The sequence below is a fragment of the Nocardioides sp. NBC_00368 genome (assembly GCF_036090055.1).
Lineage (GTDB): Bacteria > Actinomycetota > Actinomycetes > Propionibacteriales > Nocardioidaceae > Nocardioides.
Window position 1 is genome coordinate 2,577,700 of the sequence record NZ_CP107970.1, and the last position, 21,623, is coordinate 2,599,322.

General features: G+C 70.3%; 18 protein-coding genes. 5 read left to right on the forward strand and 13 right to left on the reverse strand.

The window, feature by feature from the left end; genetic code table 11:
* Positions 1-4: 4 nt before the first annotated feature.
* Together OG984_RS12255 and ligA are read right to left on the reverse strand one after the other, a co-directional pair.
* Positions 5-2,281, reverse strand: coding sequence for a glycosyltransferase (locus OG984_RS12255; RefSeq protein ID WP_328531844.1), 2,277 nt, complete (start codon positions 2,279-2,281; stop codon positions 5-7).
* A gap of 25 nt (positions 2,282-2,306) precedes the next feature.
* Entirely contained in the window at positions 2,307-4,415 is a 2,109-nt protein-coding gene (gene ligA / locus OG984_RS12260; protein WP_328531845.1) for an NAD-dependent DNA ligase LigA, read from the reverse strand.
* Positions 4,416-4,665: 250 nt separating this feature from the next.
* On the opposite strand from ligA, the gene OG984_RS12265 reads away from it, so the two are divergent.
* Positions 4,666-6,141 (forward strand): hypothetical protein, encoded by a 1,476-nt coding sequence (locus tag OG984_RS12265; protein WP_328531846.1) that lies wholly within the window; start codon positions 4,666-4,668, stop codon positions 6,139-6,141.
* A gap of 6 nt (positions 6,142-6,147) precedes the next feature.
* On the opposite strand, the gene OG984_RS12270 is transcribed toward OG984_RS12265, so the two are convergent.
* The 4 genes from OG984_RS12270 to OG984_RS12285 are packed head-to-tail and all read right to left on the reverse strand — an operon-like array spanning position 6,148 to position 10,567.
* A complete protein-coding gene (locus OG984_RS12270) occupies positions 6,148-7,245 on the reverse strand; it encodes a hypothetical protein (RefSeq protein ID WP_328531847.1) in 1,098 nt (365 codons plus the stop codon).
* 9 nt (positions 7,246-7,254) lie between these two features.
* Positions 7,255-8,253, reverse strand: coding sequence for a methionine synthase (locus OG984_RS12275; RefSeq protein WP_328531848.1), 999 nt, complete (start codon positions 8,251-8,253; stop codon positions 7,255-7,257).
* On the reverse strand, positions 8,250-9,368 hold the full coding sequence (gene mnmA / locus OG984_RS12280) for a tRNA 2-thiouridine(34) synthase MnmA (protein WP_328532353.1): 1,119 nt from the start codon (positions 9,366-9,368) through the stop codon (positions 8,250-8,252). Before mnmA ends, OG984_RS12275 begins: the two co-directional genes overlap by 4 nt.
* A gap of 5 nt (positions 9,369-9,373) precedes the next feature.
* A complete protein-coding gene (locus OG984_RS12285; protein WP_328531849.1) occupies positions 9,374-10,567 on the reverse strand; it encodes a cysteine desulfurase family protein in 1,194 nt (397 codons plus the stop codon).
* A gap of 80 nt (positions 10,568-10,647) precedes the next feature.
* On the opposite strand from OG984_RS12285, the gene ppk2 reads away from it, so the two are divergent.
* Entirely contained in the window at positions 10,648-11,538 is an 891-nt protein-coding gene (gene ppk2 / locus OG984_RS12290) for a polyphosphate kinase 2 (protein ID WP_328531850.1), read from the forward strand.
* Between the two features lie 4 nt (positions 11,539-11,542).
* Here ppk2 and OG984_RS12295 read toward each other — a convergent pair whose 3' ends face one another.
* Positions 11,543-12,361, reverse strand: a complete 819-nt coding sequence (locus tag OG984_RS12295) for a phosphotransferase enzyme family protein (RefSeq protein WP_328531851.1) — start codon at positions 12,359-12,361, stop codon at positions 11,543-11,545.
* Between the two features lie 112 nt (positions 12,362-12,473).
* On the reverse strand, positions 12,474-13,736 hold the full coding sequence (locus tag OG984_RS12300) for an HNH endonuclease signature motif containing protein (RefSeq protein WP_328531852.1): 1,263 nt from the start codon (positions 13,734-13,736) through the stop codon (positions 12,474-12,476).
* 564 nt (positions 13,737-14,300) lie between these two features.
* Here OG984_RS12300 and OG984_RS12305 point away from each other — a divergent pair.
* Entirely contained in the window at positions 14,301-14,840 is a 540-nt protein-coding gene (locus OG984_RS12305) for a GNAT family N-acetyltransferase (protein ID WP_328531853.1), read from the forward strand.
* 13 nt (positions 14,841-14,853) lie between these two features.
* Here OG984_RS12305 and OG984_RS12310 read toward each other — a convergent pair whose 3' ends face one another.
* The 3 genes from OG984_RS12310 to obgE all read right to left on the reverse strand — a co-directional run bounded on the left by OG984_RS12310 (position 14,854) and on the right by obgE (position 18,655).
* Positions 14,854-15,828, reverse strand: a complete 975-nt coding sequence (locus OG984_RS12310) for an endonuclease/exonuclease/phosphatase family protein (protein ID WP_328531854.1) — start codon at positions 15,826-15,828, stop codon at positions 14,854-14,856.
* 79 nt (positions 15,829-15,907) lie between these two features.
* Positions 15,908-17,020: a glutamate 5-kinase gene (proB, locus tag OG984_RS12315; RefSeq protein WP_328531855.1), complete on the reverse strand. Its 1,113-nt coding sequence runs from the start codon at positions 17,018-17,020 to the stop codon at positions 15,908-15,910.
* Between the two features lie 72 nt (positions 17,021-17,092).
* Positions 17,093-18,655 carry a GTPase ObgE gene (gene obgE, locus OG984_RS12320; protein WP_328531856.1) on the reverse strand — a complete coding sequence of 521 codons (1,563 nt, stop codon included), beginning with the start codon at positions 18,653-18,655 and terminating at the stop codon, positions 17,093-17,095.
* Between the two features lie 131 nt (positions 18,656-18,786).
* Between obgE and OG984_RS12325 the strand changes: the two genes are divergently transcribed.
* Positions 18,787-19,641: an LLM class flavin-dependent oxidoreductase gene (locus OG984_RS12325; RefSeq protein WP_442940985.1), complete on the forward strand. Its 855-nt coding sequence runs from the start codon at positions 18,787-18,789 to the stop codon at positions 19,639-19,641.
* 178 nt (positions 19,642-19,819) lie between these two features.
* Here OG984_RS12325 and rpmA read toward each other — a convergent pair whose 3' ends face one another.
* On the reverse strand, positions 19,820-20,077 hold the full coding sequence (gene rpmA / locus OG984_RS12330) for a 50S ribosomal protein L27 (RefSeq protein WP_008358497.1): 258 nt from the start codon (positions 20,075-20,077) through the stop codon (positions 19,820-19,822).
* A gap of 36 nt (positions 20,078-20,113) precedes the next feature.
* The gene (gene rplU, locus OG984_RS12335; protein WP_008358499.1) at positions 20,114-20,416 is read right to left on the reverse strand and encodes a 50S ribosomal protein L21; all 303 of its coding nucleotides are present in this window, start codon (positions 20,414-20,416) and stop codon (positions 20,114-20,116) included.
* Between the two features lie 319 nt (positions 20,417-20,735).
* Between rplU and OG984_RS12340 the strand changes: the two genes are divergently transcribed.
* Positions 20,736-21,518 carry a DeoR/GlpR family DNA-binding transcription regulator gene (locus tag OG984_RS12340; protein ID WP_328531858.1) on the forward strand — a complete coding sequence of 261 codons (783 nt, stop codon included), beginning with the start codon at positions 20,736-20,738 and terminating at the stop codon, positions 21,516-21,518.
* Positions 21,519-21,623: the final 105 nt, after the last annotated feature.

A 21,623-nucleotide genomic window follows, 5' to 3' on the forward strand; every position in this document is an offset into this window, starting at 1 on the left:
GGGCCTACTGCGCCTTGTTCGGGCCACCGCCGTTGGAGGGCTTGTCGGTGGGCCTGCCGCCCGAGCCGGGCTGGGTGGGCGCCGCCGGGGTCGGGTCGGCCCCGCGGGTCGGGGCGGTGGAGGGCGTGGGGTCGGTGGCCTGGGTGGGCCGGGTGCTGGCGGTCGCTCCGGCCTGGCTGGGCGCCGCTTTCGGAGCCTGGGTGGGACCGGCCGTCGGCTCCTCCTCCGCCTCCGGAGCCGGACTCCGTTCGCCCGACGGCTCCGTGTCCTCACCCTGGGACTTCTTCTCGAGCGCCCCGTGGACGTCGCCGACCTCGGGTACGTCCGGGCTGCCCACCGGCGCCGCGATGGCGACCAGCCCGGCGAGCATCACCGAGCTGAAGGCCAGCACCAGTCCCCCGCGCCGAGCAGCGGGCGCGGCGGCCGCGCTCCACGCCCAGAGCCGCTCCCTACGGCGGCGCAGGTCGGCGGGCAGGTCGCTGCGGATCGCCGCCCAGCTGTTGATCGGGGCCAGCGCGTAGCCGAATCCCTGGAAGGCGAGCAGCGCCGCGAGCGCGATCCCGGTCGCCCCACCCCTCACCCCGACCACGAGCGCCAGGACCACGCAGACGGCGGCCGCAAGACTCTCGACCAGGTTGCCCCGCACCACGTCACGCACCCGCGGCTTCCCCTTGATCTTCGGCGTACGCAGGAACGTGCCCTCGCGCGAGACCAGTCCGAGCCAGGAGGCCCGGGCGACGGTCACCCCGAGCGCCAGCCAGAGCCCGAAGGCGCCGAGCGCATCGCGCCAGGACGCCCCGCCCCGGAGGCGGACGAGCGCGATCGAGCGGGCCGCGCCGAAGAGCACCAGCGCGACGGTGGCGATCAGCAGGAGGCCGGAGAGGCGGCGTACGACCAGTCCGCCACCCAGCATCAGGTCGAGCGCGCCCGAGATGAGGAAGAAGGTGAACAGCGCGCCGGCGAGGTCGCCGAACCACTGCAGCCCGCCGACGAGGTAGGCCCAGCGCTGCGCCAGGGTCATCTGGTTGTCCTCGGTGGGACGTCCGGGCAACAGCGAGCGCCAGTGCATCCGGAGGATCTGGACGCCGCCGAAGCACCACCGGAACCGCTGCTTCTTGAGCGTCTCGAAGGTCAGCGGCATCACGCCGCGGCCGTAGGAGCGGTCGACGTGCATGCCGTTGTAGCCCATCTTCAGCAGCCGCAGCGACAGCTCGGCGTCCTCGGTGATGCACCACTCGTCCCAGCCGCCGGACCGGATCAGCGCGGAGGCCCGGATCAGGCCCATGGTGCCGCCGAAGATGGCGCCGTTGCGCTCGTTGCGCGAGACCTGGCTGACGTCGAAGAAGTAGCCGTAGGAGTGGTAGAGGCGGCGGAAGTAGGGCGAGACGTCCCAGTCCCGGTAGTCCTGCGGCGTCTGCACGAAGGCGACCGACTCGTCGGTGAACAGCGGGGCGTTGTGGGCCAGGAAGTCGGGGGCGACGTGGTAGTCGGCATCGACGACACCGACGACCTCGGTGAGCGGATGCATCCTGGTCAGCGCGTAATTGAGGGCCCCGGACTTGAACCCCGGCCAGTTGGTCAGATGGATGAAGGTGAGCCCGTCGTACTGCTCGCAGAAGTCCTGCACCGGCCGCCACAACGCGGGATCGTCGGTGTTGTTGTCGATGACCAGGATCTCGTACGCGTCGTAGTCCAGCTTCAGCATCCGCTCGAGCGTCTCGATGACCATCTCGGGCGGCTCGTTGTGGGTGGGCACGTGCAGGCTCACGAACGGCCGGCGCCAGCCCGGGTGGTACTCACCGCGTGTCGGCCACCCGCGCCAGCGTCGCCGGGCGAGCACGTCGACCATCTCCCACAGGTAGCCCACGCCGATCACGAAGACGAAGACCTCGAGCAGCCACAGCAGGCCCGACAGGGTCGTCGTCCACGCTCCGGGGTGGACGGTGACCGTCCACAGGCCCACGTAGGTCAGGTAGAGCAGACCGACGTCGATGGTGAGCGCCCAGGCCACCAGACCACGTACGTCCCAGTCCCGCGCCGCGGGCAGCCAGGCCAGCAGCGAGACACCGAGGACGATGCCCCCGATCGCCGCACGGACGGCGTCCTGGCCGAGCAGCAGGCCGACCGCCAGCGCGGCCACCGCGGTGAGGCCCGCCGCGAGGATCGTCGTGCCCGCGGTGAGCGAGCCGGCACGCGGCGTACGGATCAGGAACAACAGCACGGTCGCCGGGACCAGCAGGACCGCGGCGACCGTGAGGAGTGGGGGAAGGGCGTCGAGCACGGCCCCACACTATGGGGGGTATTTACTAGCCGAGTCCAGTCGGCCCGGCCTCCAGCAGGACCTTGAACCCCGCCTCGTCCAGGATCGGCAGACCCAGCTCCTCGGCCTTGGCCGCCTTGGACCCGGCGTTGTCGCCGACCACGACGTAGTCGGTCTTCTTGGAGACCGAGCCCGCCGCCTTGCCGCCGCGGCTGATGATCGCCTCCTTGGCACCGTCACGCGAGAAGTCCTCGAGCGAGCCGGTGACCACGACGGTCAGGCCCTCGAGGGTGCGCGCGACGGACTCGTCGCGCTCGTCGGCGAGGGAGACTCCGGCCGCGCGCCACTTGTCCACGATCTCCTGGTGCCAATCGACCTGGCGCCACTCGACGATGGCCTCGGCGATGATCCCGCCGACGCCCTCGGTGGCGGCGAGCTCCTCCTGGGAGGCCGCCCAGATGGCGTCGAGCGAGCCGAACTCGGTGGCCAGCGCACGAGCCGCGGACGGACCGACGTGGCGGATGGACAGCGCCACCAGCACCCGCCACAGCGGGACCTGCTTGCGCTCCTCCAGGTTGCGCAGCAGGCCCACGGCGTTGGCGTTGATGACCCGGTCTCCGGCGCCGGCCTCCTTCTCGGCCTTCTTCGCCGCACGGGTGAAGAAGGCCGTGGTGGCGAGGCCGGCCTCGTCGAGCCCGAAGATGTCGCCCTCGTTGGTGATCACCTCGGCGGCCAGCAGCGCGTCGGCCGCCTCGTAGCCCATCCCCTCGATGTCGAAGGCGCCCCGGCCGGAGGCGAAGAAGACCCGCTCCCGCACCTGCGCCGGGCAGCCGCGGTGGTTGGGGCAGCGCAGGTCCTTGTCGCCCTCCTTCTGCTCGGCGAGCGTGGTGCCGCACGCGGGGCACTCGGTGGGCATCACCCACTCGGGCAGCCCTTCGGGACGCAACGGCAGCACCGGACCGAGGATCTCGGGGATGACGTCGCCGGCCTTGCGCAGGATGACGGTGTCGCCGGGGCGTACGTCCTTCCGCTTCACCTCGTGGGCGTTGTGCAGCGTCGCGCGCTCGACGGTCGACCCGGCGACCTTGGTGGGCTCCATGACACCGAAGGGCGTGACCCGGCCGGTGCGGCCGACGCCGACGTCGATCGCGAGCAGCTTGGCGTTGACCTCCTCCGGCGGGTACTTGTAGGCGATCGCCCATCGCGGCGCACGGCTCGTGGAGCCGAGCCGGCGCTGCAGCGAGATGTCGTCGACCTTGATCACCACACCGTCGATCTCGTGCTCGGTGACGTCGTGGCGGTGCTCGCCGAAGTAGGCGATGAACTCCTCGACCTCCTCGAGGGTCTTGAGCACCTTGACGCGGTTGGAGGTCGGCAGGCCCCAGGCCTTCAGGGCGTCGTACGCATGCGACTGCGCCACCGGCTGGAAGCCCTCCCGGGCCCCGATGCCGTGGCAGACCATCCCGAGCTCGCGGGTCGCGGTCACCCGCGGGTCCTTCTGGCGCAGCGACCCGGCGGCGGAGTTGCGCGGGTTGGCGAACATCGGCTTGCCCGCGTCGACCAGGGAGGCGTTGAGCTTGTCGAAGGCCTCGATGGACAGGAACACCTCGCCGCGCACCTCGACCAGGTCGGGCACCGGGAACTCGTCGGTGCCGCTGAGCCGGTGCGGGATCGACTTGATGGTGCGTACGTTCGGGGTGACGTCCTCACCCGTGCGGCCGTCGCCCCGGGTCAGTGCCCGCACCAGGCGACCCTTCTCGTAGAGCAGGTTGATCGCCAGGCCGTCGACCTTGAGCTCGCAGAGCAGCTCGGCCTGGCCGGCGCCGTCCTTGGCGATCCGGGCGTGCCAGCCCGCCAGCTCCTCGAAGGAGAAGACGTTGTCGAGCGACTCCATCCGCTGCAGGTGGTCGACCGCGGTGAACTCCGTCGAGAACGTGCCGCCGACCTTCTGGGTCGGCGAGTCGGGCGTGCGCAGCTCGGGGAACTGCTCCTCGAGCTCGTTGATCCGGCGCCACTTCTGGTCGAACTCGGCGTCGGAGAGCGTCGGGTCGTCGAGCACGTAGTAGCGGTAGCGAGCGTCCTCGATCTGCTCGGCGAGCTCCTGGTGCTCGGACTTCTGCTCAGGGTTCGCCTCGGCGGTCAGGTCATCGTTCACGGGCACCATCTTGCCCGGTCCCGCCGACAATTTCTGACCACATACCCACCCGGGCGTTTTCGGCGTTTCATCGGCCCAAACGACACTCAACGCCCTCAATATCGACGCAACCGATCAACACCTGGGTGACGGGGGTCACCAGAAGAGGGTAAATCGGGCTAACTTCCTCCCGCGTCGGGAAAGGCGGGCCGACACCAATCCCCCATACGACCGCCTTGTGAGGTCTGCAGTGGTTTCTCGGCTCGTGGTGATGCTGATGACAGCACTCGCGCTCACCCTGGCCCCGCTCGGCGCGACGTACGCGCTCGGCCTGGGCAGCGTCTTCTCCGACGCCGAGGTCGAGGTGTCCATCGTCGAGCAGTCCAGGGACGGCGTGGTCCTCAGTGTCCACGGCACCGACTACAGCGGCAAGGACCCGGGCATCGAGATCGCGCTCAATCCGGTCGGCTACCGCGGGTCGGGCACGCGGAGCACCTTCGTCAAGTCGGTCGTGATCAACCCCGACGACCCCGAGGACTGGACCTACACCTTCACCCTCGACGCCGCTCAGGTCGCCCGGCTCGACCCCGGCACCGACTACCAGATCATGACGATGCGGGCCGGTGGCCGAGACCTCTACGACTCCGCCGATTCGCGGGCGGTGGGCGTTCCCTTCGACTTCGACGCGCTCGCCGAGCCCAGCAGCTCGCCGACCCCCGACGAGCCCTCCGACGACACCGGATCCTCGGACGGCTCGGGCTCGGGGTCAGGTACGGGCACAGGCACGGGCTCCGGCGGTGGCACGCCCTCCGGTCGGCCCGCAGCCGGCGACTCCGACGAGGGCGCAGGCACCGGCTCGGGCGAGAAGCGGAAGGGCAAGGCCTCCAAGAAGCCGTGGACCGCGCCCGAGGAGCCGCCGACGGCCAAGGGCCTGACCCTCACCGGTCTCGACGACGTCTCGGTCGACGCCGACGACGTGATCCACGCCCAGGCCTCCGGCTTCAAGCCCCACGAGACCGGCATCCGGGTCGTCGTCTACTCGACCCCGCTGGTCCTCTCGACCAGCGTCAAGGCCAACGGTCGCGGCGTCGCGAAGTGGTCCGGGCGGCTTCCCAAGGACATCGGCCTCGGCAAGCACACCCTCACCTTCCAGGGGTCGGTGAACCGCGGCATCAGGTTCGTCGTGACCGGCACTCCCAGCGACGGCGAGTGCGTCCAGAGCGGCTGCGCCCCGACGTCCGGCACCGTCAAGAAGGCCGCATCGGCCGAGGACGGCGGGGTCGGCCCGCTGACCTTGATCATCGTCGCCACGATGGTCGTCCTCGCCCTCGCGGGTGCCGCCGTCGCCATGCTCACCGGACGCCGCAGGCGCGATCAGGAGTGGGACGAGCCGAGCTACGCCCAGGCACCGCCGCGCTATCCCTCGGACCCGCGACAGGCGCCGGCCCCCTATCCGGCTTCTCCCCACCAGCAGCCCCGCTACGAGGCTCCGCTCCCGCGCAGGCTCCCGGCGGATCAGCAGCAGATCCGTCGTCAGCCGGGCCCGCGGCAGCCGAGCCACCGCCAACCGGCTCCCCAGCACCTGCAGCCACACCGGGAACCCCAGCGCTTGGAACCCCAGCACCGGGAGCCGCAGCACGCGGCTCCGCAGCAGGCCACCGAGCGCCGGCCCCGCCCGCCGGAGTCGTTCGCTCCGCCGAGCCAGCGAGCCGAGGCCTACCAGGGCCAGCGGATCGCCGGGCGCTGACCGCGGTCAGAGCAGCGACTCACCCCGGCGCGCGGTGTCGGCCGAAACCGTCGGCCACAGCGTCTCCAGGGCCGCCTCGAGACCCGTGAGAACCGGGTCGAGGTCGTCCCCCGGGAACGGGGCCGGTGCCTGCTGGCGTACGACCGCGCAGAAGGCGTGGCTCTTCCCCTCGGCCTCGTGGCAGCGAACGGTCTCCGCGGACCCTTCGGTCCAACCGTCGTAGCCGTCGGTGTCGCCCTTCGAGCAGGTGAGGCTCTTCGGGCACTTGCGTTGCCCGGCAGGCAGGTTCGGGGCGTGGACCGCGGTGACGGTGCTGCCGTCGGGGCGGGTGCCGACGACGCCGAAGGCGCCCTTGCCGTAGGTCGAGACATCGGCCTTCTCGAAGGAGTCGATGTCGGCGTACGCCTTGGTCTCGAGCAGTCCGGCCGCGATCGCCCCGGCGGTCAGCGCGACCTCGCCGACGCCGTTGGCGCCTTCGGACGGGAAGCCGTCGACCTGCGCCTTGGTCATCTTCACCGTCGTCCTGGTGCCGAGGCGCGGGTCGGTGACGAGGGCGACCAGGGCGTCCACGCTCACCTCGAGGTCGAGCTCGCGCGGGTCCTCGGTGATCTTCTCGCCCACGTAGGCGGCCCGGCGCTCCTCTCTCCCGGCCTTGTGGGAGACCATCAGCTGGCCGGGGGTGCCGTCGTCGGTGGCCAGGTCCCAGGCGACGGTGGCGGTGCCGGTCGCACCCTTCACCTCGGCACAGCCCGACATCCCGTCGTGACACCAGGTCGAGAGCAGGTCGTCGTCGACCGGGCCCGCCTTGACCTCCAGCGAGTGGTCGGCTCCCCATCGCAGCACGGTGCCGACCTCGTCCTGCTCGAAGTAGAGGTCACCGCCGTCGAAGGCCTCCGGCACGACGCGTACGTGCTGGAGCGCGATCGCCGCGAGCGCCTCCGGAGTCGCCGGCTGATTGCCGGGCTTCAGGTCGGCCGGGTCGATGCTCACCGACGGTGCGACCGTGGGCTTCTCGCTGGGCTCGTCGTCCGCCTCGGTCGCGCTGCTGCCGCAGCCGGTGAGCAGAAGAGCCGCCGCCAGCAGTGCCATCCCCCGTCGTCGCATGCGCAGAATCTACGCCAGATGACGCGCGCTTTCGGTGAGGATTCGCAGCGCCGTTCGGGCCCATCGCCAGTCGGCACCGGCGAGACCGCAAGAGGGCGTCAGCACGATGTCGTACGCAGCATCCAGCCCGAGCATGTCGAGCCAGCGCTCCACGGTCTCGGTGACCGTCTTGTCGGTGGGCGTGGTGCCGGCCGGCGCGATCGAGGGGACCACTCCGAGCGCGACCGTGTCGCCGGCCTCCAGGACGGTGGCGAGGTCGTCGTGGTCGGCGGCGGTGAGCTGGGTCAGGTCGACGCCGATCCCCTTCGCCCCGGCCTTGCGGAGCAGGCCGAGCGGGGTGCCGGGCGCGCAGGAGTGCACCCACGGGACCGCGCCCTCCTCGGCGATCGCGCCGAGCACCCACTCGAGCGACTGGGAGGCCTCGGGGAGGTCGATGCTGCGGTGCTTGCCGAAGCCGGAGGCGGTCGGCACCTGGGCGTTGAGCACGGCGCTCAGCGCGGGCTCGTCGACCTGGACGACCAGCGTGTCCGCGCCGGGGAGGCGGCGGCGTACGTCTCGGATGTGGGTGCGTACGCCCTCGGCGAGCGCCTGCGCCAGATCACGCCGGGCACCGTGGTCGGCGAGGAGCTTGTCGCCGCGCGGCCGCTCGACGGTGGCGGCCAGGGTCCACGGGCCGGCGACCTGGATCTTGAAGGCGCCGCCGCCGGAGGTGAGCGGGGAGTCCTGGACCAGCTCCTCGACGGTGTCGAGGTCCTGCGCGAGCAGGCTCCGGGCGCGCCGGTGGTCGACGCCGGCGGAGCCGGAGGTGCCGGTCAGCCGCCAGCCCGCGGGCTGCAGGTCGGCGTCGAGCCCGTCGAGGACGGCCAGCGTCCGGCCGGTCATGTTCGCGATCGCGCCGCGCGCCGGAAGCTCGGGAAGGTGCGGCAGGTCGGTCAGCTCGCCGAGCACGATCCGGCAGGCCTCTGCGTAGTCCTCTCCCGGCAGCGAACCGACTCCGGTCGCCCTCACGCGAGCGCCGCCCGGCGGGTCGTGGAGATGGTGGCCGAGCCGACGACGCGGGTGCCGTCGTAGATGACCGCGGCCTGGCCCGGCGCGATGCCGTAGGCCGGGTCGAGCAGCTCGATCTCGACCTCCGCATCGGTGCTCGAGCCGGTCGGGATCACGGTCACCCGCGCCCGGTGCTCGTCTCCGTGCGCGCGCAGCTGGACGGTGCCCTCGAGGACGCCCTCGGGCGCACGCCCGGCCCAGCGCGGCCGGATCCCGGAGAGTCCGTCGACGGCCAGGTGCTCCCTGGGACCGACGGTGACGGTGCCGGAGACCGGCTCGATGTCGAGCACGAACCGGGGCTTCCCGTCGGGCGCGGGCTTGCCGAGGCGGAGCCCCTTGCGCTGTCCGATCGTGTAGGCGTACGTCCCTTGGTGCTCGCCCAGGACCTCACCGGTCTCGTCGACGATCGGCCCGGACTCGTTGGGTGCCCGGTCGCCCAGCTTCTCGCGCAGCCAGCCGGCGTTGTCGCCGTCGGCGACGAAGCAGATGTCGTGGGAGTCGGGCTTGTCGGCGACGAGCAGGCCGCGGCGAGCGGCCTCCTCGCGTACCAACGGCTTGGGGGTGTCCCCCAGCGGGAACAGCGAGTGCTCCAGCTGCGCCTGGTCGAGGACCCCCAGCACGTAGGACTGGTCCTTGCCGGCGTCGACGGCACGGTGCAGCTCGACCAGCCCGTCGGCACCCTGGCGAAGCGTGGCGTAGTGACCGGTCGCGACCGCGTCGAAGCCGAGCGCGAGCGCCCGGTCCAGCACGGCGGCGAACTTGATCTTCTCGTTGCAGCGCAGGCACGGGTTGGGGGTGCGCCCCTCGGCGTACTCCGACATGAAGTCCTCGACCACGTCCTCGTGGAAGCGGTCGGACAGGTCCCAGACGTAGAACGGGATGCCGATCACGTCGGCGGCGCGGCGGGCGTCGTTGGCGTCCTCGATCGTGCAGCACCCGCGTGCGCCGGTGCGATAGGACGCCGGGTTGCGGGAGAGCGCCAGGTGGACGCCGGTGACGTCGTGGCCCGCCTCCTTCGCGCGCGCGGCGGCGACGGCGGAGTCCACTCCCCCGGACATGGCGGCGACGACTCTCATGCCCATCAGCGGTTCAGTCCTGCCGCGCGGCCGCGCTCGACGGCCGGACCGATCGCCGCGACGAGCCGGTCCACGTCCTCGGCGGTGGTGGTGTGGCCGAGCGAGAAGCGCAGCGAGGAGCGCGCCTCCTCGTCGGACTGGCCCATGGCCAGGAGCACGTGAGAGGCCTGAGGTACGCCGGCAGAGCATGCCGCACCGGTCGAGCACTCCACCCCGGCGGCGTCGAGCAGCATCAGCAGCGAGTCGCCCTCGCACCCCGGGAACGCGATCTGGGCGTTGTTGGGCAGCCGGTGACGACCCAACGGCTCCAGCGGCGGGCCGTTGAGGTGCGAGTCCGGCACGACCGCCAGCACCTGCTCGACGAGCCGGTCGCGCAGCGCACCGACCCTGGTCGCGTACGCCTCCTGCTCCTTGACCGCGAGCTCGACCGCCGCCGCGAAGCCGGCGATGGCCGCGGTCGCGTGGGTCCCGCTGCGTACGTCTCGCTCCTGGCCGCCGCCGTGGACCAGCGCGGTCAGCTCGAGCTCGCGGCGCACGACGAGCGCGCCGGCGCCCACCGGGCCACCGAGCTTGTGGCCGGTCAGGGAGAGCGCGTCGACGCCGCTGGTGGCGAAGTCGACCGGCACCGCGCCGACCGCCTGGACGGCGTCGGTGTGGACCGGGATGCCGTGCTCGGCCGCCATCTCGGCGATCTCCACGACGGGCTGCAGGGTGCCGACCTCGTTGTTGGCCCACATCACGGAGATGAGGGCGACCGAGGCGGGGTCACGCTCGATGGCCGCCTTCATGGCGTCGAGATCGACCCGGCCGGTCGTGTCGCACGAGATGAGCTCGACGTGAGCACCCTCGGTCGTCTCCAGCCACTGCAGCGGGTCGAGCACCGCGTGGTGCTCGACGGTGGTGGTGAGGATCCGTGTGCGTGCGGGGTCCTGGCCTCGGCGTGCCCAGTAGGCACCCTTGAGCGCCAGGTTGTCGGCCTCGGTGCCGCCGGAGGTGAAGACGACCTCTCCGGGGCGAGAGCCGAGCACTGCGGCGATCCGTTCTCGGGACTCTTCCAGCACTCTGCGGGCGCGGCGACCCGATGCGTGCAGCGAGCTCGCGTTGCCGACCAGAGCCAGCTCCGCGGTCATCGCCTCGATCGCCGCCGGCGCCATGGGCGTGGTGGCGGCGTGGTCCAGATAGACGGTCCGGGGGTTCATCGTCTACCAAGGTTACGGCCCGATGGCGATGCTTGCTGAAACGTCGCCGCCCGTTCACCTCATCTCCCTAGGGTCGTGGCATGTCCCAGGGATTTCGCGAGTACATCGACAACCTGATCACCGAAGGTCACACGATCGGCGAGGATCACGATGACGACCCGGTGCTCCTGGACCCTGCCGGCAGGGCCGTCGACACCTGGCGGGAGAACTATCCCTACTCCGAGCGGATCGCCCGCGAGGTCTACGACGAGCAGAAGTACCTCCTCCAGGTCGAGCTGCTGAAGTTCCAGCGGTGGAACGACCGCGTCGGCGGCAAGCACGTGCTGCTCTTCGAGGGCCGCGACGCCGCTGGGAAGGGCGGCACGATCAAGCGGTTCATGGAGCACCTCAACCCGCGCTACGCCCGTACGGTCGCGCTGTCCAAGCCCTCGGACCGAGAGTCCCAGCAGTGGTTCTTCCAGCGCTACGTCCAGCATCTGCCCACCGCCGGCGAGATGGTCCTGTTCGACCGCTCCTGGTACAACCGCGCCGGCGTCGAGCGGGTCATGGGCTTCGCCACCGACGACCAGTACGAGCAGTTCATGCACCAGGTGCCGCTCTTCGAGCAGATGCTCGTCGACTCCGGGATCACGCTCACGAAGTTCTGGTTCTCGGTGGGCCGCTCGGAGCAGCGCACCCGCTTCATCATCCGCCAGATCGACCCGGTGCGACAGTGGAAGCTCTCCCCCATCGACGTCCAGTCGTTGGACAAGTGGGACTCCTACACCGCCGCCAAGGAGGAGATGTTCCGCCGCACCGACACCGACTGGGCGCCCTGGACCACGATCCGCTCCAACGACAAGAAGCGCGCCCGCCTCAACGCCATGCGCCACTTCCTCGCCAACCACGACTACGACGAGAAGGACCCCGATGTAGTCGGCACCCCCGACCCTCTCATCGTCCAGCGCGGCATCGACGCCGTCGGCGACTGACGGATCACCCCGGCCAGGGCATGCGCCTCAGGCACGCCTCGATGGCCTCCTCGAGCGTGCCGACGTCGTCCTCCCCCGACGGAACAACCGACGCGTACGCAGCGACGAACGCCTCACGCACGTCCACCGGTGTCGGGCGCCAGTCGTGATAGCGCGTCCCGAGGAGGACGGCAGCCTGAGCGAGGTCGTCCATTCGGTGACGGTAGGTCGCCTCCTCCAGATCCAGGACCGCCATGATCCTTCCGTCCGCCCAGAGGATGTTGGCCGACCTGAAGTCGTTGCCGACCAACTGAGTGCCCGGCGCCCGTGGCTCGTCGGTGGGGATCGTCTCCGGGTAGTCAGCCATCGCGCTGTGCATCCGCGCGAGCATCTCGCCCGCAGCCCTAACCTGGACCGGGTCGGTGACGTCCAACAGCTCGCCCTCGACGACACCCTGAAGCCCGAGCGAGAACCCGTCGACCTCGACCTGGAGGCTGCCGTCCCGAGCCGCCCGCGGTGCCGAGACAGGTATCCCCCGCTCCTCCAGCCAGACCGTCAGCCGTGCGATCGCCGCCAGCCGCGCGAACAGGCGAGGCCGCATCGACCACTTCGCGATCATCCGGCAACCGTCGACCGTGATCCACGCCAGACAGTTGGCGTCGCTGATCACCAGCCGTTCACACGCGGTCACTCGCAGCCCCCAGTGCTCGTCCAGCACGCCGTCCAACCAGCCGATGGCGTCGGCGGTTGATGCAAACCCGAACCGCTCGGTCAGCGCCGCGCCTGGATCGGCAGACTCCCAGAGCATGCTGACCGACGTACTCATCTCTTCGGCTGCGGTCACGGGGCGCAGTCAAGCATGTGGCCTGTGATCTCGGAGTGTCGCGTGCTGATCGAGTCGGAGCAGCAATGGTGAAAACACATCCAGGTGCCGACGGCCTGCCCGAGGCGCTGGTTCAGGTACGCCGAGCGAACCGGATCCGCCCATCCGGACGCCGCTCATGGGCATAGCCCGGGTCGTGGATTCGGCGATGGTCGCTGGCACACAACAAGACCAGGTTGGCCATGTCGGTCTTGCCGCCTTGGGACCAGGGTTTGAGGTGGTGGGCTTCGGTCCAGGCGGCGGGTGCGTCGCAGTCTTCGGCTTGGCAACTCTTGTCGCGTAGGCGGAGTGCTCGGTGTTGGATGGGGTGGGCCAACCTGGCGGTGCGGCCGAGGTCGAGGATCTCGGAGTCGGTGCCGAGGACGACGGGGATGAGGTCGGCGTTGCAGGCCAACCGGCGGGCTTCGGCGGCGGTGATCTGGTCGCCGTCGAACCCGAGGGCGGCGGTACCCAGGTCGGCGCGCACCTGGTCGAGGGTCATGGTGATGAACACCGTCGTGGCATGACCGCCATGCCTGGGGAGCTGGTCGAGGTCGTAGGTCTCGATCACCCGGGCGAACGCCTGGCCGAGGAGCCGGTCGTAGGGCATCTTGATGCCCTTGTCCTGAGCCGACCACTTTCGGGGCTGGGCCAGGGAGTCAAGGATCGTGCGCAACCGCACACCTACCGCGCGGGAGACCCGGGCCTGGATGTCGATGGTGCCGTCGCCGTTGTCGCGGGACGAGAAGAACGTGCGCCTTGCGGCCCGCTCTTCCTCGCGGTGCAGTGCCTTGGCTTCGGCGGCCTCGAATCGGCCCGGGTCGATCTCGGCCAGGATGCGTTTCCCGACGATCTTGAGCTCGTTCGCGGTCAGCCGGGTGGCGTGGTCGACCAGCAGCTTCTCAGCCAGGACGAGGTCCTTGGCACTGGCGGCGGGGTCGGTCGCGATGGCGTCGAGGGCCTTGGTGATCACCCTCGCCTTGTCCTGGGACACCACACCTGCCGCGAGACCGGCTGCGACGTGGTCGTACTTCGCCACCCCGACGGCCAACTTGATCTGAGAGCGGGCGATCGCCTTGTCGACGAGCAGCTCGGTCCGCATCCACCCCGAGGCGTCCTTCGCACCGGTCTCCTCGGCAATGTCGCCGGCCGAGGCGAGGACCCGCAGCTTCAACGCGGCCTGTTGAGCCTGGAGCTTCTCGAGTCGTTCGAGCAGGTCCTTCTTCTGCCCGGTCCGCCAATAGGCAGGATCGCCGGAGAGCAGGTCGTGGAGGGCGGATTCGATAGCGCTCAGCGCGGCGTCGATCGCATCGCCGGGGTTGGTACCCCAGTGGTCGATCTCGCGCCCGAGACTCATCACGATCCTCCTTCAGAGGTGTGCTGTGATGAGTCTGATTATACCTTCTCCAGGCGGCCAGATCCATCTATTTTCCCAGGTCAAAGGCTATTTCGCGGTCAGTGAACGACGTCGTCCCTGTGGATGATAAGTGGCCCGAAGGGCCACCCCTCCACCCCTCAACTCCCACCCAAGCAGACAAGAATCTCGCTGCGCCACACCCGGGCCGCCGCCCCGATAGCCAGCCAAATCTTTTCTCGATCTGGTCCGGAGTCCAGGACCGCGAAGCGGCCGGCGAAGCCGGCGCCCGAAGGGCGTCCTTGACGCCGGGCCAGATCGAGAAGACCCTCAGGAAAGGGTCGGCGGCCCAGATCCGCCACGAAGAACGGTTACGCACAGGGTGGTCTCGACAAGCTCGACCACCGGGGCATCGCTGGTCCGCGGCACGTGGTCTCGACAAGCTCGACCACCGGGGCACCCACCGTTCCGCGACAGCGTGGTCTCGACAAGCTCGACCAACAGCACAACCCCACGAACGACCAAAGCCCCCAGACCACCCCCGAAAACCAGTTACCGTCCACAACCATGAAACCCCTCGGCGACGTCCCCTGGCCGCCAGAACCGATCGTCACCGAGCGCCTGATCCTCCGGCACACCAAGCCCGAGGACAGGAGCGGCCTGGCGGTCCTGCTTTCGGACGAGACCACGCAGGCCTACCTCGGCGGTCCGACGCACACCCGGGAGGAGCTGGAAGAGCTCATTCCAAGCGATCCGAACACCAGGCCCGGAATCTTCGCGGTGGAGCAAGCCGGCGAGTTCATCGGGAGGATCACGGTCCAGCGCCGTGACAGATCCTGGGCCCACCACGTACGCGACGAGGGCGACGAGGTCGAGATCGGCTACGAGTTCCTGCCGACCACATGGGGGCGAGGCATCGCTACCGAAGCCACCCGGGCAGCGCTCGACTGGGTCGAGCGGACGCTCCCCGGCGAGCCGGTCGTCCTCACCACCCAGGTGGCCAACGAGCGTTCCCTGCGCCTGGCCCAGAAGCTCGGGTTCGTCGAGGTCGAGCGGTTCGCAGCCTATGGAGCCGAGCAGTGGTTCGGGGTGCTCAAGACCGGCTAGCGAAGCCGAGCGGTCATTCCTCGGGAGTGCCGAGATAGGCGACCAGCGCCAGGTGGTCGGCCTCCGGCACCTCGACGGTCTCGGTAGCCAGCGCGACCAGGGCATCGCCGAGAAGCACGTGATCGATGGCGGCCGAAGGCGGAAGAGGTACGCCGGCGAACCCCTCGGTCGGCCAGGTCGGCTGCCATCCGGCGTTGCTGGCGCGGGCGGCGTCCGACAGGTCGGCGTCATCGAGGAGGCGCCGGACGGTGTGGTGGTCGAGGGAGGCGTTGAGATCGCCCAGGACGAGATCGGGCTTCTCGGCGGCCGCCTCCTTGATGATCAGCTCCTGCTCGGCCGGCCAGGACGCGAGCGTCGGTGGGGCCGGATGCGCGACGACGACCCGCCGCTCCCCCACATCGGCCACCCACGATCCCATGGACGTGTCGAGACGACGCGCCCTGGTGATCGGCTCGTCGGCGAAGAGCATCGTCCCGTCGGTGCCGGGCGCGGCCTCGCCGATCCGGTAGGGCAGCTGGTCGCGCAGCGTGCTCGACAGCTTCGCGAACGCCTCGGGGGTGATCTCCTGGACGGCGAGCACGTCGACCTTGTGGGCGCGTACCGCCTCGACCACGGTGTCGGTGTCGCCCTTGCCCTCGAAGAGGTTGGTGGTCATCACCGTCAGCGGCTCGCCGGCGCTGGTCTCGCGGGACCCGGCGTAGAGCGGCGCCTGCCAGGCGAGATGCACCGCGAGCAGCATGGCGACCACTCCGGCGCCGACCGCGAGCCGGATCCGTCCGGGACCGGAGGCCAGCCACACCAGCACCAGGATCGCGACCAGGCACAGGGCGTAGAGCCCGATGCCGAACGGCGCGAACGCGGCCAGCCGCACCGCCCGCAGATCCGTGCTCGCCAGCGCCCGGGAGAGCGTGATCGCCAGGGCGGGCAACCCACACACGACCAGCACACCCCACGCCAGAGCCAGCGGCACCCACCGAGCCCGGCTCACGCCGCCACCTCCGTACCGCAAGCGAAAGAATACGGACGCGGCGCCGTGCTGATCACATGGTTCGCTCGCTGGCGCCCGCTCACAGGACGACCAGATCGTCGCGGTGGATGACCTCCCGAGCGTACGCAGCCCCCAGGTTGGCCTCGAGATAGCCGGAGGAGCGTCCGGCCAGCCGCGGGATCTCGTCGGCGTCGTAGTTCACCAGCCCACGCGCGACGGCGACGCCCGACGGGTCGAGGACATCGACCGGGTCCCCTGCCTGGAACGAACCGGAGGAGCCGGTGACCCCCGCCGCCAGCAGCGAGGCGCCGCGCTTGCTGATCGCGGCGACAGCGCCGGCGTCGACCGTGATCGAGCCGACCGCCTCGGTGGAGTGCTGCAGCCACAGCAGCCGCGCCGGGCGACGCCTGCCGACGGCGTGGAACAGGGTGCCGACCGCCTCACCCGCGAGCGCGGCTTCAGCCTGGGCGGCCGAGGTCAGCACGACCGGGACGCCGTCCTCGACGGCGATCCTGGCGGCCTCCAGCTTGGTCACCATTCCTCCGGTGCCCACGCCCGCTGCGCCGGCCTTCCCGATCGTCACCCCGGCGAGATCGGCCAGCGAAGTGACCTCGTCGATCCGTCGCGAGCCCGGCTGCGACGGCGGTGCGTCGTAGAGCGCGTCGACGTCGCTGAGCAGCACCAGCAGGTCGGCCTTGACCAGGTGGGCCACCAGCGCCGCGAGCCGGTCGTTGTCGCCGAACCGGATCTCGGAGGTGGCCACGGTGTCGTTCTCGTTGACGATCGGGAGCACACCCAGGTCGAGCAGCTTCGACAGCGTCGCGTCGGCGTTGCGGTAGTGCGCTCGCCGGTTCAGGTCGTCGACCGTGAGCAGCACCTGCCCGGCGATGATGCCGTGCCGGGCCAGCTCGTCGGTGTAGCGGTGAACCAGCAGTCCTTGGCCCACGCTCGCGGCGGCCTGCTGCTTGGCCAGCGCCCGGGGACGCTTGGCCAGTCCCAACGGGGACAGCCCGGCCGCGATCGCCCCGGAGGAGACCAGCACGACCTCTTGTCCGGCGGCCCGTGTCTTGGCGAGCACGTCGACCAGACCGCTCACCCGAGCCGGGTCGATGCCACCGGCGGCCGTCGTCAGCGACGACGACCCGACCTTGACCACGACCCGGCGTGCCCCGGTCACGACCTCGCGCTGCACCGATCCCCCTCGTACGTCAGCCTGTGCTCTTCGCTGCGCCGGATCCTACCGGCGCCCGAGCCGGCCGAGCCGTCAGTTTCCGCTGGTCGAGCGGGACGACCCGCTCGGGTCGTCCTCGGCCCAGTCGCTGTCCGGGTCGTCCTCGCCACCGATCTCGTACGCCACCGGGCCCGCCCCGTCGCGCAGGCGTCGGGCGACGTCGGCCCGGGCCTCGTACTCTTCCTTGGTCTCCATCCCGGCGTCGATCTCGCGCCGCCGGGCGGCGGCAGGCCGCTCCTCGTAGAACCGCTGGTCCTCGCCCCGGCGGCCGAGCATCTCAGCACCGGTCTCGATCGAGGGGCGGAAGTCGAAGACGACCGCGTTGGCCGGGTCGCCGATGATGACGGTGTCGCCCTCCTGGGCCCCGAGCTCGACCAGGCGCATCTCGACACCGAGCCGGTTGAGGCGGTCGGCGAGGTAACCGACGGCCTCCTCGTTCTCGAAGTCGGTCTGTCGCACCCAGCGCTCGGGCTGCGGGCCACGGACGAGGTATTCGCCGTGCTTCGACACCTTGACGGTGAAGCCGTTCTTGCCCTCGGCACCGGCCGGGCGCAGCACGATCCGGGTCGGGGCGACGACCGGCGTCTCCTTGCGCGAGGCGGCCACCAGCTCGGCCATCGCGTAGATCAGCTGCTGGGTGCCCTCGCCGGAGGCCGCGGAGATCTCGAAGACCTTCAGGCCACGCTTCTCGAACTCGCCGATGGTCATCTCGGCGATCTCGCGGCCGTCGGGGACGTCGACCTTGTTCAGCGCGACCAGCCGCGGCCGGTCCTCGAGGCCGCCGTGGCGGGAGAGCTCGTTCTCGATGATGTCGAGGTCGTCGATCGGGTTGCGACCCGGCTCGATGCTCGCGGTGTCGATGACGTGCACGAGCGCGGCGCAGCGCTCGATGTGACGCAGGAACTCGTGGCCGAGGCCACGACCGTCGGCCGCACCCTCGATCAGGCCGGGCACGTCCGCGACGGTGAAGGTGATCTCGCCACCCTTGACGACGCCGAGGTTGGGCACCAGCGTGGTGAACGGGTAGTCGGCGATCTTCGGCCGCGCTCGCGAGATGGCCGCGATCAGCGACGACTTGCCGGCGCTCGGGAAGCCGACCAGGCCGATGTCGGCGACGACCTTGAGCTCCAGGCCGATCTCGCGCGCCTCGCCCGGCTCGCCGAGGAGGGCGAAGCCGGGAGCCTTGCGCTTGGAGGAGGCCAGCGCCGCGTTGCCGAGCCCGCCACGGCCGCCCTCGGCGATGACCAGCTCGGAGCCGGGGCCGACCAGGTCGGCGAGCACGTTGCCGTGCATGTCGGTGACCACGGTGCCGTCGGGGACAGGGAGCACCAGGTCCTCGCCGTGGGCACCGTTCTTGTGGTCGCCGGCACCCTGGCCGCCGTTGGGGGCCTTGCGCTTGGGACTGTGGTGGTAGTCGATCAGCGTGGTCACGTCGGGGTCGACACGAAGGATGATCGATCCGCCCGGGCCGCCGTTGCCGCCGTCGGGGCCGCCCAGCGGCTTGAACTTCTCGCGGTGAACCGACGCCACCCCGTGTCCGCCGCGACCGGCCTCGACGTGGAGGGTGACGCGGTCGACGAAGGTGGGTACAGCCATGCGCTCACCTTAAGGCCGACCCCACGTGTCTGCCGAGTCGGCGCATCTGACCCCGTGCCTCGCGAAGCGAAGCGAGCGAGAGGGGTCGGATGCGCCGACTCGGCATTCTCGGCATGGGTAGGTTGAAGCCCATGCGAGTAGGAACTGTGATGTGGCCGATCGAGGACTGGCCGGCGATGGGCGAGCGTTGGGCCCAGGCCGAGCAGCTCGGGTTCGAGACGGCGTGGGTCTATGACCACCTGGCCTGGCGTGGCCACAGCCCGTGGGAGGAGGCGTTCACGTCGATGGCAGCCGCGGCTGCCCTCACCTCCACGATCCGGCTCGGCACGCTGGTGACCACCCCCAACTTCCGTACGCCGATCCCGACCGCCGCAGCGATCCGCAGCCTCGACCGCATCTCCGGCGGGCGTATCACGATCGGTGTCGGGGCGGGGGGCGACGACCACACCTCTGACGGCGACGTGCTCGGGCGCGAGTTCACGCCCCGCGAGCGCGCCGACCGCTTCGCCGAGTGGACGCGCGCCGTCGACCGGCTGCTGCGGGAGTCCCCGGTCACGATCGACGGCGAGCACTGGCAGACCCGCGAGGTCACCGTCTCCCCCGGCCAGGTGCAGCAGCCGCGTACGCCGCTGTGGCTGGCCGGCAACGGCCCCCGCGGGATCCGGCTCACCGCCGAGGTCGGCGACGGCTGGATCGCCAACCCGCACGGTGACGACCCGAAGAGCTTCGTCGCCCAGCGGCTCGAGATGCTCCGCGAGGCGTGCGAGAAGAACGGCCGCGACTACGACAGCATGCCGAAGCTGTTCATGTCCGGCTTCACCGACGAGCCGTGGACCGAGTCGGCCGACGCGTTCGAGGACCTGGCCGGCTCCTACGCCGAGATCGGGATCACCGACATCGCGCTCCACTGGCCGCGCGCCGGGACCCGCTGGGAGGTCTCGTGGGACACCTTCGAGGCGATCGCGGGTCGCGCGGCGTACGTCTGAATGTTTGTCTAGGCGGTGTCCTGAGCCTGTCGAAGGGTATGTAGCCCAACCGCCACTTCCCGGTTGGAGTTCCACCTGGGAAGTGAGTGTTCGGCTGCATACCTAGACGAACCGCCACCCCGCCCGACGACGCCAAAGGGCCCTCTCCTTGCGGAGAGGGCCCTTCGAAAAGTCTTGCTCAGGCGTCGCCCGGGACGATGTTGATCACCCGGCGGCCGCGGCGCTTGCCGAACTCGACCGCGCCCGGCTGCAGGGCGAACAGGGTGTCGTCGCCGCCACGACCGACGTTGGTGCCGGGGTGGAAGTGCGTGCCGCGCTGGCGGACGATGATCTCACCGGCGTTGACGAGCTGGCCGCCGAAGCGCTTCACGCCGAGGCGCTGGGCGTTGGAGTCGCGACCGTTCTTGGTGCTTGCCGCACCCTTCTTGTGTGCCATCTTCTCAGTCCTTCAAGTATCTCTAGAACGCCGGAATCAGGCGTTGATCGCGGTGACCTTGACCTGGGTGTACTTCTGACGGTGACCCTGGCGCTTCTTGTAGCCGGTCTTGTTCTTGTACTTCTGGATGATGATCTTCGGGCCCTTGGAGGCACCGACGATCTCAGCCGCAACCGAAGCCTTGTCGAGGCCGGTCGTGGTGACGTTCTCACCGTCGACGAGCATGACGACCGGCAGCGTGACCGCAGCACCGGCCTCGCCGTCGAGGCGGTCGATCTCGATGACGTCGCCGACAACGACCTTCTGCTGCTTGCTGCCAGCCTTCACGATCGCGTACACCGCGGTCTCCTTCATGCTCCGAACTCAAAGTCTTGTGTCTACCCGCGGCAGCTGTGCACATAAGTGATCACTGGACCCCGAAGCGATAGGTGCCAGCGGTTGCCTGCAGGAACGGCGCACTGCGCACGCCGAGGGTCAATATTACGTACGCGACCAGGTAGCCGCAAAACGCCGCGACACCATCCGCCCGGACGCTGTCAGGACACTGTCGGGTAGCCGCCGGGACATTGTGCACCCGGGACGTCGATTCGGGCGACCGGGCGCCCGGTTCGGCCGCGTCCACTGCAAACCGGGCACGATTCCGGGCATGATGACGCCCATGACGTCGACCGAACCGTCGCACGCGAGCGAGTCCCGGCAGGAGGAGATCCTGGCGCGCGCACGTACGACCGGACGGGTCTCGGTCACCGACCTGGCGCCCGACCTCGGGGTGAGCGTGGAGACGATCCGGCGCGACCTCAAGGTCCTGGCCGACCGTGGCGTCGTGGAGCGCGTCTACGGCGGCGCGGTCGCGCTGGAGAGCGGCAGCTTCGAGACCTCGCTGGAGTTCCGGGCCGGGCGCGACGTCGACGAGAAGCACCGGATCGCCCGCGCCGCCCTGCAGCACCGGCACGGTGCGGAGACGATCTACATCGACGAGGGCACGATGCCGCAGTTCCTCGCCGAGGAGCTCTTCGGCCAGGGGCCGGCGACGGTCATCACCCCCTCGCTCCCGGTGGCCACCCGCCTCTCCGCCGACCCCGACCTCACCGTGATCGTCCTCGGCGGGCGCGTACGCACCATCACGCGCGGCGTCGTGGACCAGTGGGCGACCCGGATGCTGGACGACCTGGTGATCGACCTCGCCTACATCGGCGCCAACGGGATCTCCCGCGAGCAGGGCCTGACCACCCAGGACCCGTCGGTCGCCGCGGTCAAGCGCACCGCGATCGAACGCTCCCGGCGCCGGATCTTCTTCGGCGCCCACACCAAGTTCGGGGCCTCCAGCCTGTGCCGCTTCGCGGGCGTACGCGACTTCGAGCTGCTCATCACCGGTATCGAGCTCCCGGCCTCCGAGGCCCGTCGGTTCGCTGCGCTCGGACCCCGGGTCGTCCGAGCCTGACCAGCGGCCAGAGAAGCGGCCCGGACACGGCGTGAGCAGTGCCCGGAGAACGGGCAGCAACCGGGCAACTCGGGCGCCACGACCGGGCTAGGGGGTCGAGCCCGA

Bases quoted from the DNA above. Each gene is read 5' to 3' on its own strand.
- OG984_RS12265 (WP_328531846.1), top strand. From the start codon at position 4,666: ATGCTGATGACAGCACTCGCGCTCACCCTGGCCCCGCTCGGCGCGACG.
- OG984_RS12270 (WP_328531847.1), bottom strand. From the start codon at position 7,245: ATGCGACGACGGGGGATGGCACTGCTGGCGGCGGCTCTTCTGCTCACC.
- mnmA (WP_328532353.1), bottom strand. From the start codon at position 9,368: ATGAGAGTCGTCGCCGCCATGTCCGGGGGAGTGGACTCCGCCGTCGCC.
- OG984_RS12285 (WP_328531849.1), bottom strand. From the start codon at position 10,567: ATGAACCCCCGGACCGTCTATCTGGACCACGCCGCCACCACGCCCATG.
- ppk2 (WP_328531850.1), top strand. From the start codon at position 10,648: ATGTCCCAGGGATTTCGCGAGTACATCGACAACCTGATCACCGAAGGT.
- OG984_RS12300 (WP_328531852.1), bottom strand. From the start codon at position 13,736: ATGAGTCTCGGGCGCGAGATCGACCACTGGGGTACCAACCCCGGCGAT.
- OG984_RS12305 (WP_328531853.1), top strand. From the start codon at position 14,301: ATGAAACCCCTCGGCGACGTCCCCTGGCCGCCAGAACCGATCGTCACC.
- obgE (WP_328531856.1), bottom strand. From the start codon at position 18,655: ATGGCTGTACCCACCTTCGTCGACCGCGTCACCCTCCACGTCGAGGCC.
- OG984_RS12325 (WP_442940985.1), top strand. From the start codon at position 18,787: ATGCGAGTAGGAACTGTGATGTGGCCGATCGAGGACTGGCCGGCGATG.
- rpmA (WP_008358497.1), bottom strand. From the start codon at position 20,077: ATGGCACACAAGAAGGGTGCGGCAAGCACCAAGAACGGTCGCGACTCC.
- OG984_RS12340 (WP_328531858.1), top strand. From the start codon at position 20,736: ATGACGTCGACCGAACCGTCGCACGCGAGCGAGTCCCGGCAGGAGGAG.